The sequence below is a fragment of the Variovorax sp. 05T418 genome (assembly GCF_056396385.1).
Genome location: NZ_JBFTLJ010000002.1, coordinates 375962 through 394321, shown reverse-complemented (window position 1 = coordinate 394321; position 18360 = coordinate 375962). Strand labels below are relative to the sequence as shown.

15 protein-coding genes are annotated in these 18360 nt (G+C 69.6%); 7 read left to right on the top strand and 8 right to left on the bottom strand.

Features of this window, described 5'->3' with window-relative positions; all coding sequences use genetic code 11:
• Positions 1 to 47: 47 nt before the first annotated feature.
• On the top strand, positions 48 to 1175 hold the full coding sequence (locus tag AC1DMS_RS05145; protein WP_478180734.1) for a porin: 1128 nt from the start codon (positions 48 to 50) through the stop codon (positions 1173 to 1175).
• Between the two features lie 12 nt (positions 1176 to 1187).
• Positions 1188 to 2153: a Bug family tripartite tricarboxylate transporter substrate binding protein gene (locus tag AC1DMS_RS05140; protein WP_478180733.1), complete on the top strand. Its 966-nt coding sequence runs from the start codon at positions 1188 to 1190 to the stop codon at positions 2151 to 2153.
• A 13-nt stretch (positions 2154 to 2166) separates the two neighbouring features.
• Here AC1DMS_RS05140 and AC1DMS_RS05135 read toward each other — a convergent pair whose 3' ends face one another.
• The gene (locus AC1DMS_RS05135) at positions 2167 to 3138 is read right to left on the bottom strand and encodes an aldo/keto reductase (protein ID WP_478180732.1); all 972 of its coding nucleotides are present in this window, start codon (positions 3136 to 3138) and stop codon (positions 2167 to 2169) included.
• A gap of 259 nt (positions 3139 to 3397) precedes the next feature.
• Between AC1DMS_RS05135 and AC1DMS_RS05130 the strand changes: the two genes are divergently transcribed.
• The 5 genes from AC1DMS_RS05130 to AC1DMS_RS05110 all read left to right on the top strand — a co-directional run bounded on the left by AC1DMS_RS05130 (position 3398) and on the right by AC1DMS_RS05110 (position 11509).
• Entirely contained in the window at positions 3398 to 4894 is a 1497-nt protein-coding gene (locus AC1DMS_RS05130) for a WD40/YVTN/BNR-like repeat-containing protein (RefSeq protein WP_278876613.1), read from the top strand.
• A 117-nt stretch (positions 4895 to 5011) separates the two neighbouring features.
• Entirely contained in the window at positions 5012 to 5818 is an 807-nt protein-coding gene (imuA, locus tag AC1DMS_RS05125) for a translesion DNA synthesis-associated protein ImuA (RefSeq protein WP_478180731.1), read from the top strand.
• The gene (locus AC1DMS_RS05120) at positions 5787 to 7136 is read left to right on the top strand and encodes a Y-family DNA polymerase (RefSeq protein ID WP_478180730.1); all 1350 of its coding nucleotides are present in this window, start codon (positions 5787 to 5789) and stop codon (positions 7134 to 7136) included. Before imuA ends, AC1DMS_RS05120 begins: the two co-directional genes overlap by 32 nt.
• Positions 7129 to 10485 carry an error-prone DNA polymerase gene (locus AC1DMS_RS05115; protein WP_478180729.1) on the top strand — a complete coding sequence of 1119 codons (3357 nt, stop codon included), beginning with the start codon at positions 7129 to 7131 and terminating at the stop codon, positions 10483 to 10485. Before AC1DMS_RS05120 ends, AC1DMS_RS05115 begins: the two co-directional genes overlap by 8 nt.
• 79 nt (positions 10486 to 10564) lie before the next feature.
• The gene (locus tag AC1DMS_RS05110) at positions 10565 to 11509 is read left to right on the top strand and encodes a hypothetical protein (RefSeq protein ID WP_436300209.1); all 945 of its coding nucleotides are present in this window, start codon (positions 10565 to 10567) and stop codon (positions 11507 to 11509) included.
• 11 nt (positions 11510 to 11520) lie between these two features.
• Here AC1DMS_RS05110 and AC1DMS_RS05105 read toward each other — a convergent pair whose 3' ends face one another.
• The 7 genes from AC1DMS_RS05105 to AC1DMS_RS05075 form a co-directional block, all read right to left on the bottom strand.
• The gene (locus tag AC1DMS_RS05105; protein WP_018904695.1) at positions 11521 to 11751 is read right to left on the bottom strand and encodes a hypothetical protein; all 231 of its coding nucleotides are present in this window, start codon (positions 11749 to 11751) and stop codon (positions 11521 to 11523) included.
• A 92-nt stretch (positions 11752 to 11843) separates the two neighbouring features.
• Entirely contained in the window at positions 11844 to 12443 is a 600-nt protein-coding gene (locus AC1DMS_RS05100) for a hypothetical protein (RefSeq protein WP_436300208.1), read from the bottom strand.
• Between the two features lie 29 nt (positions 12444 to 12472).
• Positions 12473 to 14002 (bottom strand): mannose-1-phosphate guanylyltransferase/mannose-6-phosphate isomerase, encoded by a 1530-nt coding sequence (locus tag AC1DMS_RS05095; RefSeq protein ID WP_478180728.1) that lies wholly within the window; start codon positions 14000 to 14002, stop codon positions 12473 to 12475.
• A 38-nt stretch (positions 14003 to 14040) separates the two neighbouring features.
• Entirely contained in the window at positions 14041 to 14829 is a 789-nt protein-coding gene (locus tag AC1DMS_RS05090; RefSeq protein ID WP_012748297.1) for a LuxR C-terminal-related transcriptional regulator, read from the bottom strand.
• Between the two features lie 61 nt (positions 14830 to 14890).
• On the bottom strand, positions 14891 to 16126 hold the full coding sequence (locus tag AC1DMS_RS05085; RefSeq protein WP_018904692.1) for a glycosyltransferase WbuB: 1236 nt from the start codon (positions 16124 to 16126) through the stop codon (positions 14891 to 14893).
• On the bottom strand, positions 16123 to 17388 hold the full coding sequence (locus AC1DMS_RS05080; RefSeq protein WP_478180727.1) for a lipopolysaccharide biosynthesis protein: 1266 nt from the start codon (positions 17386 to 17388) through the stop codon (positions 16123 to 16125). The genes AC1DMS_RS05085 and AC1DMS_RS05080 overlap by 4 nt, the downstream gene beginning before the upstream one ends.
• Positions 17389 to 17419: 31 nt before the next feature.
• The gene (locus AC1DMS_RS05075; RefSeq protein ID WP_412511232.1) at positions 17420 to 18352 is read right to left on the bottom strand and encodes a hypothetical protein; all 933 of its coding nucleotides are present in this window, start codon (positions 18350 to 18352) and stop codon (positions 17420 to 17422) included.
• Positions 18353 to 18360 lie beyond the last annotated feature (8 nt).

The following is an 18360-nucleotide window of genomic DNA, read 5'->3' as shown; positions in this document are numbered from 1 at the left end:
CGTACCCGAGTTTTTCAACCAAGAGAAGAAGCAGGAGACAAGAAAACATGAAGAGATTCTTGATGGGGTCGGCGCTGGCGCTGGCCGGCAGCGGCGCGGCGCATGCGCAGTCCAGCGTCACCGTGTTCGGCGTGGTGGACCTTGGCGTGCAATACACGAAAGGCGAGGGCGGCGGCTCGGTCAAGGCGCTGTCGAACGGCGGCCTGTCGACCAGCCGGCTCGGATTCCGCGGCACCGAAGACCTGGGCGGCGGCCTGCGCGCGGGTTTCTGGCTCGAAGGCAGCCTGAACCCCGACAACGGCACGGGCCGGCCGAGCAACAGCAACAACCAGGCGAGCGGTGCGGGCACGGCGGGCCCGATCACCTTCGACCGCATGTCCTTCGTGAGCCTGTCGCACCAGAAGTTCGGCGAGCTGCGCCTGGGCCGCGACTTCATTCCCACGCACTACAACAGCATCTACTTCGATCCCTTCAACGCCAACGGCGTGGCGCGCGCGGGCAACCTCACGTTCGCGGGCGCGGGCACCGGGCCGCTGCCCACCGGCATCACGGGCAGCAACACCGTGAGCTACTGGCTGCCGGCCGGGCTCGGCGGCTTCTACGGCATGGCGATGATCGGCACCGGCGAGAACGACTCCACCGCGCCCAACCGCGACGACGGCAACTTTGCCGGTGCGCGCTTCGGCTTTGCCGCGGGCGCGTTCGACATTGCGGCGGCCGTCACGCGCACGCACTTCGACGCCACCGCCGCCATCGGCAACTACACGCATGCCAACATCGGCGGCACCTGGGACGCGGGCTTTGCGAAGTTCTTCGCGCTCTACAACAAGGTGACGGTGAAGCTCGCCGCCGGCACGGTGCGCAAGAACACGGCCGAGATCGGCGCGCACATTCCGGCCTTCGAGGTCGGCCGCATCCGCCTGAGCTACGCCTACCTGGACGACCGCAGCGACGAGAGCCTGCGCAATGCCAACGGCATGCCGCGCAACCGCGACGACGCGCGCCAGTTCGGCATCGGCTACGTGCACAACCTCTCCAAGCGCACCGCGCTCTACGGCACCTATGCGCGGCTCATGAACAGCGGCCAGGCGCGCTACGTGGTGAGCGGCGGCGTGGCGCCGGCGGGCGGGCGGCGCTCATCGGGCTGGGAGTTCGGTGTGCGGCATCTTTTTTGAAAGGAGCCTTTCATGCGACGCAGAGACCTGGCCCTTGCGGCCCTTGCAACGACGATGCTGCCCGGCGCGGCAACCTGGAGCGCCGAAGGCAGCTATCCGGACAAGCCGCTGCGCCTGATCGTCGGCTTTGCAGCCGGCGGCGGCGCCGACGCGCTCACGCGCATCATCGCGGAGGGGCTCTCCAAGCAGCTCGGCCAGCAGGTGATCGTGGAGAACCGCCCGGGCGCCGACGGCGTGCTGGCGGCGCAGGCCACCTCGTCCGCCAAGCCCGACGGCTACACCTTGCTGATGGGCACCAACACCGCGATGGTAGCCGCCCCCACGCTGCGGCCCACGCCGCCCTACGACCCGTTCAAGGCCTTCACGCCGATCAGCTCGGCCGGCCAGTTCTCGATGTTCCTGGTGGTGCCGGCCAGCCTGCCGGTGAAGAGCGTGAACGAGCTGCTCGCGATGGTGGCGGCCAAGCCGGGCGCCTACAACTCGGCCTCGAGCAACAGCGCGTCGGAGCTGGCCATGCTGCAGCTCTTGGGCGAGCGCAAGGTGGTCAACGCGCGCTACAAGGGCGACATGCAGGCCATGACCGACCTGCTGGGCGGGCAGATCCACATGATGTTCACCACCGGCACGCTGGCGCCGGGCTTCGTGAAGGAAGGGCGCATCCGCGCGCTGGTCACGCTGCTGCCGCAGCGCAGCGCCTTGCTGCCCGACGTGCCCACGGGCGGCGAGCTCGGGCTGGGCAAGCTCACCATCACGCCCTGGGCCGGCTTCTTCGGGCCGCCGGGGCTGCCGCAGGCCATCACCGACAAGCTGTCGCAGGAGCTGCAGAACACGCTCAAGCGGCCCGATGTGCACGCGCAGCTGGTGCAGCAGGGCTTCGAGGGCTACGGCATGAGCCCCGCGAAGTTCGCCGAATTCTTCCGCGCGCAGTACGAGGCCTTCGGCGCCACCGTGCGGCAGCACAACGTGAAGTTCGAATAGCCGCGGTGGCGGCTCAGCGCTCGACCGAAGCTGCATTGCGGCGCCAGAACGCCGCATCCGGAAACGCGCCCGCGCCGGCCGCGGCGTTGTCGGCCATGTGCTCGGCGCGGCTGGTGCCGGGAATGGTGCAGGTCACGGCCGGGTGGCTCAGCACGAACTTCAGCAGCACCTGCGCCCAGCTCGCGCAGCCGATCTCGCCGGCCCAGGCGGGCAGCGGCTTGCCGCGCAGCCGGCGCAAGAGGCCGCCGCCGCCGAAGGGCATGTTGACGATCACCGCCACGCCGCGCTCGGCCGCGAGCGGCAGCAGGCGCTCCTCGGCCTCGCGCGCGTCGAGCGAATAGTTGATCTGCAGGAAGTCGAGCTTCTCGGCGCGCAGCACGGCCTCGACTTCGCGGTAGGCCGAGGCCGCGTAGTGCGTGATGCCGAGGTAGCGCACGCGGCCTTGCTCTTTCCAGCCGCGCAGCGTGGCGAGGTGGGTCTTCCAGTCCATCAGGTTGTGCACCTGCATCAGGTCCATGCGCTGGGTGCGCAGCCGCGCGAACGACTGCTCCATCTGCGCGATGCCGGCCTCGCGGCCCGAGGTCCAGACCTTGGTGGCGAGAAAGGGCTTGGTCCCGCGCGGCTTCGCTGCGGCGGCCAGCAGTTCGCCGGTGGTTTCCTCGGAGCGGCCGTACATCGGCGAGCTGTCGATCACCGTGCCGCCGGCCGCGAACAGCGCGTCCAGCACGCCGGGCAGGCGCTGGTATTCGTCGCTGCCGGGGCGCTGGTCGAAGCCGATCCAGGTGCCGCAGCCGACCACCGGCAGGGCTTCTTGCGTGGAGGGAATGGGGCGGGTGTTCATCGTGATGGCTGGCAGGTGTTGTGCCACCGCGGTCATCGCGGAGGTCATCGGCAGCACTGCGACAAGCTGCAGGAAGCGTGCGCGGTTCAAGCGCGCGTCGAAAAACGGAACTGGCGAGAAAGCGGGCGGGCCGAAGTTCTTCATGGAAGGGCGGTGTCGCCATGCGTCGGGCGAGCAGCCGCGATAACGATAGCACCGAGGCTTCGACCGCGTGCGCCGATGCAACACCGCGCTTTCCATTGCTTGCCCGCGGATGTTTCGCAATGTTACGCTGCTTCGCGCAGGCGGAGGGCCTGCCTCTTCCAACAAGAACACCATCGGCCGGTGCGCAAGCTGCACCGCCGGCCATCGCCAATCTATGAATCCGACCTCCCGTTCCATCTCCCGCCTGCTGCACGGGCTCGTGCTGCTGCTGGCTGCACTGCTGCTGGCTGCATGCAGTGCTGCGCCGATCGCACCCGAGCAGACCCTCACGGGGCAGGAGGGGGCGGTGGTCATGAAACTGATTACCAACAGCCCTGGCGAGACCGACCCGGCGGAGACGCTGTCGGCCGTGCGCCTCGAGCGCGTGCTCGAGTCCGGCGAAAAGCAGACCGGGCGGGACATCGTGGTGCTGACGCGCACGCGCAAGGCCACCTACACCACCGCTGTGTTCAGCGGCATGGTCGCGCCCGGGCGCTACATCATCAAGAGCATCACCGGTGCGAGTGGCAACATGAGCTACTTCTATCCCATCGATGCGAAGTTCGGCAGCTTCGACGTGGTGCGCGGCGAAGTCACGCTGCTTGGAACGCTGTTGATCCAGCCGCGCCTGGGCACGCGCTTTGTCGTTGCCTATGTGCCACCGGAGGCTGAGCTGCAGAAGACCTTCGAGACCTTGTATCCCGCATTGGCGGCGCAGACCCGCGGCCGTCCGCAGCATGGCTTCGTTCCCACGCTCGATCTCGACCGCCGCGCTGCGCTGGCGCCGCAGGTCAAGCGCCTGGCGTCCATCTGGCATGGCCTGACGCAGACGGCCGACGGCGAATTCATGGCCGGCAGCAAGCTCGGGAAGGTGCTGTGGCGCAAGAGCGGAGAGAGCCGGTGGAAGGAACTCGACGTGGGTTCCTGGCGCGAGGTGCTCTCGGTCCGCCCCTACCGCGGCGGGCTGCTGGCAGCGGGCGAGGAAGGCCTTCTGCGCCACTCTTCCGACGAGGGGTTGACTTGGAAGAGCCTGGTACCGCCCGATGACGGGCTTATCCAACTGGCGCAGCCGATGCGCGACGGGGGCGTGGTTGCGATCTCGCGCCGCGACAGCCTCTGGACCGTCTACGCCTCGAAGGATCTTGATGCCGGCGTGTGGCAAAAGCTCGGGGAGTTTTCCGATTCCCGCTCGATCAACGTGCCATGGCAGCGCAGCATGAGCTTCGGCCAGCCGGAGCGCGCGGGCGTGATGATGCCCAACGGCGACCTCCATGCCACCGATGGCCGCACGCTGTTTCGCTCCAGCAATGGTCGCTCCACCCTCGACGTGAATGCCTTGCCCGACGGCACCCTGGTGTCCCAGACGGTGGTGATGACAAAAACCACCTTGCTTTCGCCCGATTGGGGGCAAACCTGGGCCGATCTCGACACCAGCCGTTTCGTCGTGACGATCGCCTTCAAGGACCGGCAGACGGCATATGCGGTGGGCCCTGTCGCCCCCAGCCTGATGCCCGGAAAGCTGGGATTGATGACCACGCGGGACGGCGGCAGGAGCTGGTCACAGACCGGCAGCTCGCCGGGAATGACGAATCCCTACGCCGTGCGCCAGATGATGGTGGACCGGGCCGATGGCTCTCTGATCGCCTTTCTGCCCGAAAACCTGATCGTGCGGTCCACGGACGAAGGAAAGAGCTGGAAGATCGTCAAGGACAACTGAGCCAGGCGCCGGGCGAAGGCGCGCCGCACGGGGCATAGGCCACCGTTCGAAGGGCGGGATTTCCATTGCCTTGCGAGGATCGGAATACTGTATAAAAATACAGTTAACGATTCAATCATGGGCCTCCCTTTCCTCGACTCCTTTTCCGCTGCCGCGGGCCGTGGCGTCTGGCATGCCGACGAGCTCGGCCTGGCCGATGCGCAGGTGGTTGCCACCGGCCATGCCGCGCTCGACGCGCAGCTGCCGGGCGGCGGCTGGCCGGTCGGCGCCATGACGGAACTGCTGCAGGCTGCGCCCGAGGCGCATGTCTGGCGCCTGCTGCTGCCCGCGCTGGCGCAGGCGGTGCAGGCGCACGGCGGGCCGGTGGTGCTGGTCGGCGCGCCCTACGAGCCCTGCGCGGCGGCGCTTGCGGCGCAGGGGCTGCCGGTGGAGGCGCTGATGTGGGTGCGCAGCGATGCGCCGGCCGCGCGGCTGTGGGCCTGCGAGCAGGCGCTGCGCTGCGCCGACGTGTCCGCCGTGCTGGCCTGGCTGCCGCAGGCCCGGGTGGGCGAGCTGCGCCGGCTGCAGCTGGCGGCCGCCCAGCACGACGTGCTGCTCTTCGTGTGCCGGCCCGCATCGGCCGCGCAGGGCGCATCGCCGGCGCGGCTGCGCCTCCAGGTGGAAAGCTGCGAGGCCGATGCATCGCAGATCGAACTGCGCATCCTCAAGCGGCGCGGACCGCCGCTGGCCGCGCCCGTGATGCTGCCCGCGCGCAACGAGCGCATGGCCGCGTTGCTGGCCGCCGCCCGGCTGCGCCGCAAGCTGCGGCTGCAGCAGCAGGGCACGGCGCCGGCCGCCGAGGCCGCCGGGTCGGCCACCGTGGTGCGCATCGATGCGTGGAAAGGAAACGGGAATGCACTGGATCGCATTGCGGTGGTCGCTTGATGCCGACGCGCCCGATGCCCCGGTGCTTCCCACGCCCGAGGCGCTGGGCTGGTGGGCGCTGCGCTACACGCCGCACGTCGCCTGGCAGGACGAGGCGCTGATGCTCGAAGTCTCGGCCTGCGAGCGCCTGTGGGGCGGGCGCTCGTCGCTGATGCGCCAGCTGGCCCACGAGAACCCCGCGCCCGGTGCCGTGATGCGCGGCGCGCAGGGCGCCACCAGCCTCATCGCGCTGGCGCGGCTGCGCCTGTTCGAACGCAACGAGAACCGGCCCAAGGACATTCCCGCCGGCCTGCCGCTGGACACGCTGACGGCCGCGCACCCCCACCTCGACCTGCTCGCGCGGCTGGGCTGCCGCACCTGGGGCGAGGTGGCGGCCCTGCCGCGCGGCGGCCTCACGCGGCGCTTCGGCGCGGAACTGCGCAAGGCGCTCGACACCGCCTGGGGCCTCTCCCCCGAAAGCCACGACTGGCTCACGCTGCCCGATGTGTTCGAGCAGAAGCTGGAGCTGCCCGCGCTGGCCGAGACCGCGCCCGAATTGATGTGGTCGGCCAACCGCCTGCTCGCGGCGCTGCAGATCTGGCTGCGTGCGCGCCAGCGCGGCGCGCGTGCGCTCGAACTGCAGTGGACGCTCGACCTCAAGCGCTTCAACGGCGTGAACCTGCCGCCGCACCAGCAGGTCACCGTGCGCACGGCCGAGCCCACGCAGGACATGGCGCACCTGCGCCGCCTGCTGTCCGAAAAGCTCGCCCTCACCACGCTCGCGGCGCCCGCGAGCTGGCTCCGGCTGCGCACGCTCGAAACCGATCCGTGGGCCGGCGCCAGCACCAGCTTCCTGCCCGAGGACAACCGCAAGGGCGACAGGCTGCACGAGATGGTCGAGCGGCTCAGCGCGCGGCTCGGAGCGCACCAGGTGGTGGTGCCCGCGGCGCAGGCCGACCACCGGCCCGAGCGCAAGCAGGCCTGGCGCCCCGCGCTGCAGCTGGACAAGGCGCCGGCGGACAAGGCCGGCAGGCAAGCGAAGGCCGCGGCCTTGCAGCCCGATGCCATCTACCCGCCCTGGCTGCTGCCCGAGCCGCTGCTGCTCGAGATGGACGGCGAGAGCCCGTGCTACCGCGGCCCGCTGCGCAAGCTGGTCGGGCCGCAGCGCATCGAGGCGGGCTGGTGGGGCGGCAAGGAAGACGGCGGCCAGCCCGCGATGCGCGACTACTACGTGGCGGAAAGCCCCGAGGCCGGCCTGGTGTGGATCTTTCGCGAGCGGCCCTCGGCGCGTTTTTCTCCGGGCGAAGTGCGCTGGTACCTGCAGGGGTTCTATGCCTGACCTCAGCGAAAAGCAGCTGCGCGGGCGCAACTCGGCCAAGGTGCATGCGCTGCCCTTGCCTTTGCGCAAGAAGCCTGCGCCCACGCTGCCCGACTACGCCGAGCTGCACTGCCTGAGCAACTTCAGCTTCCAGCGCGGCGCCTCCACGCCCGAGGAACTGGTCGAGCGCGCCTACCAGCTCGGCTACACCGCGCTGGCCATCACCGACGAATGCTCGGTGGCGGGCATCGTGCGCGCGCACGTCTGCCTGCGCGACCTGCCGGCCAAGCTCGAGGAATACGAGCGCGAGCATCCCGGCGAACCACCGCTGCCGCGCAACCCCGGCTTCCGGCTGCTGTTCGGCAGCGAGTTCCGCTTCGAGCGCTTCAGGCTGGTGGTGATTGCGAACGATACCGAAGGCTGGGGCAACCTCTGCGAGTTCATCACCGCCGCGCGCAACACCGAGCTGCCCAAGGGCGAGTACCGCGTGAGCTGGGAGCACAGCGACGTGGCCTCGCTGCAGGACTGCCAGGTCCTCTTCGTGCCGCACCGCGAGCCGGGCGCCGCCGTGGACGCGGCCACGCTGCATGAAGACCTGCTGGCCGCCAAGGCGCTCTACGCAGGCAACCTGTGGCTGGCGGTGGAAATGCTCAACGAGCTCGACGACGACCTCTGGTTCGCCGCGCTGATGCAGGCGGGCGAGCAGACGGACGTGCCGCTGGTGGCGGCCGGCGACGTGCACATGCATGCGCGCTCCGCCAAGCCGCTGCACGACGTGCTGACGGCCGTGCGCGAAGGAAAGACAGTGGCCGAGTGCGGCTTTGCGCTGCAGTCCAATGCCGAGCGGCACCTGCGGCAGCGCGTGCGGCTGGCCGAGCTCTATCTGCCCCGGATGCTCGCGAACACGCTGGTGGTGGCCGGACGCTGCCGCTTCGACCCCGAGGTGATCCGCGAGAACTACAAGTACCCGCTCGAAACCGTGGGCAGCAGCGAAACGCCGGCCCAGACGCTGGTGCGCAAGACGTGGGAAGGGGCGCAGGTGCGTTTTCCGGAGGGCATCCCGGACAAGGTGCGGGCGCAGCTCGAGAAGGAACTCGCGCTGATCGTCGAGATGAAGTACGAGATGTTCTTTCTCACGGTGGAAGACATCGTGCGCTTCGCCAGGTCGCAGGACATCCTCTGCCAGGGCCGCGGTTCCTCGGCCAATTCGGCGGTCTGCTATTGCCTGGGCATCACCGCGATCAATCCCGAAAAAGGCCACCTGCTGTTCGAGCGCTTCCTGAGCCGCCACCGCCACGAGCCGCCCGACATCGACGTCGACTTCGAGCACCAGCGGCGCGAGGAAGTCATCCAGTACATCTACAAGAAGTACGGCCGCGAGCGCGCGGCCATCGCGGCCGTCGTCATCTGCTACCGCGCCCGCAGCGCCTTGCGCGACGTGGGCAAGGCCATGGGCATCGACGAGCGGCTGATCGACGAATTCGCCAAGGACCACTACTGGTTCGACGACACCGTGCTGGGCGAGCAGCTGTTCAAGGCGGCCGCGCGCGTGGGCGTGGAGGAAGACGAGCTCAAGCTGGTGCAGTGGATCGAGATGACGCGGCGGCTCAAGGGCTTTCCGCGCCACCTGAGCCAGCACGTGGGCGGCTTCGTGCTCACGCACACCCGGCTCACGCGGCTGGTGCCGGTCGAGAAGGCGTCCATGAAGGACCGCTCCGTCATCCAGTGGGAGAAGGACGACCTCGAAGCCATGGGCATGCTCAAGGTCGACGTGCTCGCGCTCGGCATGCTCAGTGCGATACGGCGCGGGCTCGACCACATGAACCGTTGGCGCGGCTCGATGGTGCAGATGCACCACATCCCCAACGACGACCAGAAGGTGTTCGACATGATCTGCGACGCCGACACCATCGGCGTGTTCCAGATCGAGAGCCGGGCGCAGATGTCGATGCTGCCGCGGCTGAAGCCGCGCTGCTATGAAGACCTGGTGATCGAGGTCGCGATCGTGCGGCCCGGGCCCATCCAGGGCGGCATGGTGCATCCCTACCTCAAGCAGCGCGAGCGGGTGGCCAAGGGCCTGGAGATCCATTACGAGAAGGAAGAACTCAAGCCCGCCCTGGAGCGCACGCTGGGCATTCCGATCTTCCAGGAGCAGGTGATGCAGATCGCGATGATCGCGGCCAGGTTCACCGCCGACGAGGCCGACCAGCTGCGCCGCGCGATGGCGGCCTGGAAGCGCAAGGGCGGCCTCGAGAAGTTCCACCACAAGCTCGTGAAGGGCATGACCGACCACGGCTACAAGGCCGAGTTTGCCGAGGCCATCTTCAAGCAGATCCTCGGCTTCGGCGACTACGGCTTTCCCGAAAGCCACGCCGCGAGCTTTGCGCTGCTGGTCACCGTGAGCAGCTGGCTCAAGAACTACGAGCCGGCCTGCTTCCTTGCGGCGCTGCTCGACTCGCAGCCGATGGGCTTCTACAGCCCCTCGCAGCTGGTGCAGGATGCGCGGCGGCACGGCGTCGAGGTGCGGCCGGCCGACGTGACCTGCAGCGACATCGACACCACGCTCGAAGCCCGCGCCCCTGATGCGCCGCGCATGCCGCCGGGCACCGATGCGCGCTATGCCGATCGCCTCGGCCGCGAGAACCAGCCTGCGGTGCGGCTCGGCCTGAACCGCATTTCGAGCCTCAGCAAGGAAGGCGCCGAACGCCTGCTGAAAGCGCGCGCCCAGGCGCCCTTCACCAGCACCGAAGACCTCGCGCTGCGCGCCGAGCTCGACGGCAAGGACATGGCGGCGCTGGCCGCGGCCGATGCGCTGATGTCGCTGTCGGGCCACCGCCGCCAGCAGGTGTGGGACGCCACCGCGCAGCGGCGCTCGCCGGCCCTGCTCAAGGGCGTGCCGATCAACGAGCCGGTGCTGCAGCTGCCCGCCGCGCCCGAGGGCGAGGAGATCGTCGGCGACTACGCCGCGCTCGGCCTCACGCTGCGCCGCCATCCGCTCGCGCTGCTGCGACCGCGCCTCGCGCGCATGAAGCTCATGAGCGCGGAGCAGCTGCGCGCGCAGCCCAGCGGCCAGACCGTGCGCGCCTGCGGCATCGTCAAGGGCCGCCAGCGCCCGGGCACCGCCAACGGCACCATCTTCGTCACGCTCGAGGACGAGACCGGCAACGTCAACGTGATCGTCTGGAGCCATGTCATCGAGGCCTGGCGCGAGCCGCTGCTGAAGTCGCACCTGCTCGCGGTGCAGGGCACCTGGCAGCGCGACGACGACAGCGGCGGCAAGGTGCAGCACCTGATCGCCACCGGCTTCAAGGACCTGACGCCGCTCATGGGCCGGCTGGCGCAGAGCAACACCAGCCGCGACTTCCATTGATTGAGGGCCGGGCAATCGAATGCAACCGATCGTTCCATGTCTCGCGCGCCCCACGACTTTTAGCTAACCTGTTTCTCCCATGCCCGCACTCGCCCTCGATCCCGTCGTCGACACGCCGATCGGCCCGCCGCCGCCCGCGCCCGACGTGCCCATTCCCGTGCCGCCGCCACCGCCGCCCGGGCCCCCGCCCGAGGGCGATCCGCCGCCCGTGGAGCCGCCGTTCACCGACCCCGGTTTTCCGCGGCCCGTGATCGATCCTCCGCCGCCCATGCAGAAGGCCGGCGAAGTGCCGTTCGGCAAGCTGCATGCGCGGCGGTTGCGCGAGGTCTACCGTTCGGCGGGCTGGCCCTGCTGCGACGCCATCGAGGTCGAGCTGCTCGCGGGCGGGTTCCTCGAGCGCGTGCGCACGCCGCATGGCCATGAAACCCTGCGCGTGACCGATGCCGGCATTGCGCGCATTGCCACCACGCTCACCCTCAACCGTGCGGCGCTCTCGCCGCACGAGTCGCTGGTCGAGCGCGTGGCGCGCGAAATGACGCGCGGCGGCCGCATCGCCTGGCGCGGCCTCGGCCTGCGGGCACGCCTGCCGCCGCTCGAAGAGGGCGGCAAGCCGCGCTGGTGCATCGCCAGGCCCGACGTGTTCTCGATCCGCAATACCAGCGTCGAGGCCTATGCGCACCCCATCGTGCACGAGGTGAAGGTGAGCCGCGCCGACCTGCTGGGCGACCTGCGCAAGCCCGACAAGCGCGCGGCCTACCTCGACCTGGGTGGCGAGTGCTGGTACGTGCTGGGCAACGATGCGCGCGGCCGCTGCATTGCCTCGCCCGACGAGATTCCGCCGGAGTGCGGCGTGCTCGTGCTCGAAGGCGAAAGGCTGGTGGTGGCGCGCGCCGCCGTGCACCGCGCCTTCGATCGCATTCCGTTCGGCGTGTGGCTCGCGCTGGCCAAGGCCCAGCCGATCGCGGGCTTCGACGACGACGCGCAGGACCTGCTGGGCGAACCCGGCGCAGAAGGCGGCGCCTAGGCAATTTCCATTCAGCCGGCCGGCGGCCACCAGTGCTCGGCCGTGGTGCGCAGCACGCGCGCCGCATGCATGCGCACCTCGTTGCCATCGCCAGGCAGGCCGCCGCCGTCGCGGTCTTTTTCGGTGGCCACGCGAAAGGGCCAGGTCGAGATCCGGCCCACGGGCTGGCGCGGCTGCGAACGCCGAAGCGGCGAGAAAAACAGGATTCGCGCTGAGGACGCCGGCGGGCTGGCGGTGGTCATGGTGTCGCCTTGAATGTTTGCTCTTGGAGACGAGTAATTCTAGAGGAAACACTGTACAAAAGAACAGTATTTTTGCGGTGCTCCGAGGCAGCTCAGGTATCGAAGAGCGGCTGCGCGGCCCTCGGCATGTCGGGCCCGCTGCGCAGGTTGCGCTCGATGAACTCGCGCGCAATGGCGTCCACGTTGGCCGGTGCCGGCGTGTCGAAGGACATGCGGTACTTCAGCAGCCGGCCGTTGCGGGCCGTGAGAAAGGTGAACGACTCGTAGGCCTTTCGCGTGACGGCATGCACGATGCGCAGGCTCACGCGGCGAAAGTCCTGCCCCTCGATCCGCACGTCGGTGATGGGGCCGACCTCCACTTCGGCATAGAGGCCGCGCGCCACCGCGAGCCGGACCTCGTTCACGGAAGACTCGAACTGCGCTGCGAAGCGCGGGTCGTCGACACCGGCCTGCCAGTGGCCCTGCTTCAGGTCGTACAGGTAGACGTCGACCCAGCCGATGCTGCTCTCGTAGCGGTGGCTCACGCCCATGCCCGGCAGCCGCGCTTCGTGCCAGGTCGAGCGCACGTACTGCCACGCCACCGCGCCGGCGGCGGGCGCCGCCGCAACGGCCGTGGCCGGCGGCGTGGTGCCGGGCGCCGCGCAGCCCGAGAGCAGGGCGGCGGCCAGCAGCGCAGGCCAGAGCTTGGTCACGGCGGATGCTGCGTGATGGCCGTGCGGTGCTACGGTGCGGGCGCCAGCTGCGGCGCGGCCACCGGCATGGCAGCCACCACGGGCACCGAGGCCGCGGCGGCCACGGCGGCATCCGGCAGCGGCAATGCATCGCCGCCACGCGCCTTGAGCGAAGGGCAGCGGCCGTAGGTGTCGTCGAAGCGCACGATGTCGTCCTCGCCCAGGTAGCCGCCGGTCTGTACCTCGATCACTTCGAGCATCGTCTTGCCCGGGTTCTCCAGCCGGTGGATGGCGCCCAGCGGCAGGTAGATGGATTCGTTCTCGCGCACCAGCGTGACCTGCCCGTCGCAGGTGGCCTTGGCCGTGCCCTGCACCACGATCCAGTGCTCGGCGCGGTGGTGATGCATCTGCAGCGACAGCTTGGCGCCGGGCTTGACGGTGAGCCGCTTCACCTGGAAGCGCTCGCCGAAGTCGAGCTTGTCGTAGGCGCCCCAGGGGCGCACCACGCGCCGGTGTTCGGTGGCCTCGGCCTGGCCTTCGGCCGCGAGCATCCGCACCACCTCGCCGACCTGCTCGGCGCAGTCCGCGCCCGCCACCAGCACGGCGTCGGGCGTGTCCACGATGATCAGGCCGCGCGTGCCCAGCGCCACCACGCGGCGGTGCGGCGCGTGGATGAAGGTGTCGCTCGAACGCAGCGCGCTGGCGTTGCCGCTCAGGCGGTTGCCGCTGCCGTCCTGCGGGTGCAGCGTGGCCACCGCGTTCCAGCTGCCGACGTCGCTCCAGTTGCCGTTGAACTTGACGACCGAGATGGCCTCGTGCTTTTCCAGCACCGCATAGTCGATGCTGTCGCTGCGGCAGGCCTCGAAGGCCTCGCGGTCCAGCCGGTCGAAGCTGCCGTCGGCCGTGATGGCGGCGGTGGCGCGTTCGCAGGCCTCGAGGATGTCGGGCGCATGCGTGCGCAGCGCCGCAACGAGGATGCCGGCGCGCGCCAGGAAGATGCCGGCGTTCCAGCAGTAGCCGCCGTGCAGGATCAGCGACTCGGCCACGGCGGCCGTGGGCTTTTCCACGAAGCGCACTACGGCGTGGCTGTGGCCGTCGGCCGCGGGCGCGCCGGCCTCGATGTAGCCATAGGCCGTGCTCGCGAAGCTGGGCGCCACGCCGAAGGTCACGATGCGCCCAGCCAGCGCCGCGTCGATGCCGCTTCGCACCGTCTGCGCGAAAAGCGCGGTGTCGGGAATGTGGTGGTCGGCCGGCGCGAACAGCAGCAGGTCGTCAGGCCCTGCGCGCAGCGCCGCCGCGGCCATGGCGGCCGCCGTGTTGCGTGCCACCGGCTCCAGGATCTGGCGGCCGGTGGCGCCGGCCTTGTCGACCGCCTCGCGCACCAGGAAGCGGTGGTCTTCCGATGCCACGCAGGTGATGTCGCGGTTGAGGCTGCACAGGCGCTCCAGCGTCAGCTGCAGCAGGCTCTTGTTGCCGATCAGCGGTGCGAACTGCTTGGGCAGGGTCTTGCGCGAAAGAGGCCACAGGCGCGTGCCGCTGCCGCCGCACAGCACGACGGGGTGGATGGTGGGGGTGGTCATGGCGTCATCCTCGTGAAGTGTGGTGGGCGCTTCCCCGGTCAGAGCTGGCCGGTGTGGGTGGCCAGGCTCACGGCCTGCGCGCGCGAATGCACATGCAGCTTCTTGTAGATGTTCTTGATGTGGGCGTTGACGGTCTGCCCCGAGATGCCGAGCCGCACGCTGATCTCCTTGGAGACGCAGCCGCGCGCCACGAAGCGCAGCACCTCGCGTTCGCGCGCCGTCAGCGTGGCTTCGCGCAGCGGCGTTTCCGTTGGCGGCCGCTCGCCGCTGCCCTGCAGGTTCATGCGCGTGAGCAGCCGGCGCGTCAACTTGGGCGTGATGGCCGCGCCGCCGTTGACCACCTGCAGCACGGCCTCGGCAAAGCTCTGCAGCCAGGCATGCTTGAGCAGGTAGCCGGTGGCGCCGAGCTCGAAGGCGTGCATCACGTGGGCATCGTCCTCCAGCGCGGAGATCACGATGATCTCGCAGTAGCGGTGCAGCTTGCGCGCCTCGCGGATCAGGTCGAAGCCCGAGCCGTCGCCCAGCCGCAGGTCGACCATCAGCACGTCGAACTCGTGGGTGGCCAGCAGGCGGCGGCCGTCGCGCACGCTGCTGCCTTGCCCTTCGAGCTGGATGCGCATGTCCGACAGCAGTTCCTGGGCGATCACGCGCCGCATGAATTCGTCGTCGTCGATGAGCAGCACGCGCACCGGCGCGTCTTCCTGCCCGGTGAGGAAGTGCGGCCACAGCGGTTCGGGCGGTGGACACAGGCCAGGCGGGCTGGCTTTCCGGCGCTCCGGCAGGTGGTCGGCATCCGGCGCGTCGGAAGGAGGAGTGGTGTCGGACATGTGGATCCCCAGGTTGGAGTTGGAGGAAGTGGATGTCGTGGGTGGTGGGTGTGTGGTGGTGTCAGTCGGCAAGGCAGCGCAGCAGCTCGCGCTCCAGGCGCTGCAGGATGGCGTTCTGGTCCAGCTCGGTTTCGGCGAAGGAGCGCGCGGCCGCCCCCATGGCTTCGCGCTGCGGGCGCGAGGTGGCGAGCTGCGCGATGGCCTCGGCCAGCGCATCGGCGTCGCCGGGCGCAACCACCAGGCCGCGGCCGGAGACCACGTTGCTCAGCTCGGTGCCCGCATGGGCCGTGACGATCACGGCCTTGCCGCTCGCGAGCATGCCGCCCAGCTTGGAGGGCATCACCAGGTCGGCCGCGTCGGCGCGCTGCGGCAGCACGTGGATGTCGGCCATGCCCAGCAGCTCGTTGAGCCGCTCGGCCGGCTGCAGGTCGAGGAAGTGCACGTGGTCCAGGCCTGCGCAGGCGGCCTTCAGCGGCTCGCGGCTCGGCCCGTTGCCGCAGAGCACGAAGTGGATGTGCCGGGCGGCCGCCAGCCGGCCTGCCGCCTCGGCCAGCACCTCGATGCCCTGCTTGTTGCCCAGGCTGCCCGCATAGAGCACCACGACCGCGTCGTCCGGAATGCCGAGCATGGCCCGATAGCCGTTCGTGCCCGGTGCGGTGCCGGGGTGCGGGAAGATCGAGCGCACGTCCACCCAGTTGGGAAGAAGCACCAGCCGCGCCGCGTCGATGCCCTTGTTCCTGGCCTTGTCGAGCATGGCGGCGGAGATGGTCGACACCCGGCTGAAGCGGCTCAGCAGCCACCGCTCGGCCGAGAGCGCGAAGCGCCGCACCCGCGCGCCGCGCACCAGTCCCAGGTCGAAGGCGGCGTCCACCTCGTAGTCCTGGATGTGCAGCCACGACTTGATGCCCAGCATCCGCGAGAAGAACAGCACCGCCGGCGCGCAGAAAAGAGGCGGCTCCACGACGAAGACCAGGTCCGGCTTCCAGCGCAGCTGCCCGAAGAGCAGCGGCATGCTCGACAGCATGAAGGAGAACAGGTGCAGCATGCGCGCCAGGGCGCGCGGCCTGGCCGGCACCCAGGTGGGGGCGCGCCAGACCGTGATGCCGTTCCAGTCGGTCTTGCGGTAGGCCCAGGCCGAGTGCCCTTCGAACGGCGCCCAGTGCGGAAAGAACGGCGGCGAGGCGATCACCCGCACTTCATGGCCCTTGGCATGCAGCCACTGGGCCATCTCGCCCGAGTACTTGCCGATGCCGACGAGCTCGGGCGTGAAGTTCATCGAATAGAGCAGGATTTTCATGAGGGTCTCTGGAAGGAACCGCGAACCAGCCGTGCGAGCGGAAAGAAGCCGAGCAGCGCGCGCATCCGCACCTCGTAGAGGAGCAGGTCGGACACGGCGGCAATGAAGAACACGTAGTGCGGCTTGCCGGGAAACATCGACACCACCACGCCGTAGGCCATGAGCCGCAGCAGCACCTCGGTCAGCGCCCACCGGCCCAGCGAGCCCATCGACGCCCTGAGCGCGAGCAGCATCTCGTGGTGGACCGTGTAGGTGCGCAGCAGGAAGTAGGGCGCCATGCACAGGAAGATCTCGAGCGCCTCGCGCCCCACCTTCAGCAGCGGCGCGGCGGCCGTGATCACGACGCCGAGCCCGGCGAAGAGCGCGCAGCCCAGCAGGAAGGAGTGCCTGGCGAGCCGCAGGTCGGTGCCGTCCGCGTTGGCGGGATCGGTGCCCAGCATGGGGCGCGTCTTGGTGTAGAGGAAGGCCTGCACGAACTGCGAGGGCGCCTCCGCCAGCAGGAAGGCGATCTTGAAGGCGCCCACGTAGCCGAGCGGCATGAAGAAGGCCACCACCAGCAGGTCCGATTTGCGAAGCAGGAAGATCAGCAGCGAATAGACGGTGGCGCTGCCCTGCGACGCCAGCTCGAGCGCGGCGGGCCCGGCCGGCGGGCCCGCGACCCAGCGCGTCTGCATGCAGGCCGCGCCCACCAGCACGAAGGCCAGCAGGTTGATCAGCAGCAGCTGCGTCGCGCGCAGCTCGGCGCCCCAGGCCGCAAAGGCCGCCACGCCGATCACCAGGATGGTCGAGCGGATGCCGCCCTCCAGGTTGAGCAGGCCGGCGCGGCCCAGTCCCCGGCTGAACGACAGGCGCAGGCTCATGAGCGAGAACACCGCGAGCGTCGCCATCAGCAGCGCGAAGGGCGTGCCCACCACCGGCAGGTGCTGGATGCGCAGCACGGCGGCGCTCAGCAGCGCGGCCAGCGGAAGCCCGATGGCCAGCGTGCGGACCACGTCGCCGCGGCGCACGCCCGGCGGCACGGTGGCGGCATGGCGCGCGAACAGCAGCGGGCTGCCCAGCGTGGCCACCACCAGCGCCACTTCCATCACCGACTGGTAGATCGAGTATTCGCCGAAATCCGATGGCGAGACATGCGCGGCCATCAGGAACAGCGCCGCGAAGCCCGCAAGGTACACGTAGAGCCGCGAAGCCAGCGCGCCCAGGCCGTGGAGCTGCACCGCGCGCATGCCGGTGAGCTGGGCGGTGCGGTGGAGCATGTTCATGGCCGTGCCTGGGTGCGTGCGCGCGGTGGTGTCATTTCGGCCCGGCGGCGCCTGCGAAGCGCGTGCCGCCCGCGGGGCGCTGCGCCAGCCGGCGCATGCCGAAGGCCCAGTTCTTGGCCCGGCGCGCGAGCCGCAGTGCGGCCGTGAGCAGCGCGACCGTGTGCACCCGCCCGTGCAGCACGTGCGCCATTGCGATCTTGGCGCTGCCCTGGAAGTGCAGCGCCAGCACGTTCACCAGTTCGCCCGCCGGCGTGACCACGCAGGGCTGGCCGCCGACGAACACGAGGCGCTTGGCGCCGCCCCGGCCCTGGAATTCGTTCACGAGCAGGTTGTGCCCGCCGTTGATGTTGTGGTCGATCACGCGTCCGCCGAACACCCGGTTGATGGGCGCCGCATTGCCGCTCGCATGGGCCCAGAGGTGCAGCAGGGTCATGTCCGACACTCCGCCGCGCACGCCCCGCGCGGCAAACCGCGCCGCGATCGCGCGCAGCTTCCTGCGGCCGCTGGGCGATGCATAGGTGTTGAGCAGGAAGGCGATGAACTGCTGCAGGCCCGCCGCGGTCCAGTAGCTGACGTGCGGCGATATCTGGCAGGGGTCCCAGCCATCGTTCGTGCGCATGTAGGAGCCAGAGAAATCCGCCTTGCCGGCCACGCGCCGGATGTGCGCGCCGATGCCGCGGAACAGCAGCACGTCGCTGTCGATCAGCACGAACTCGCGGTGCTCGGGGTGGGCGCGCAGGTATTCCGACAGCAGGAAGTAGCGCCGGAAGCAGATCTTCTCGAACTCCGGCGGATTGCTCGACAGGTGCACGTAGGTGCGGCACAGGCGCTCGTAGCCGGGCCCGGCGTCGGTGCCCGACAGCACGATCAGCGGCTCCTCGGCACGCGCCGCGGATTCGCGGCACAGCAGCAGGGGCTTGTTCTGGCGGTCTTCCACCACGATGAAGGCAAGTGAATGGGTCATGGTCATGG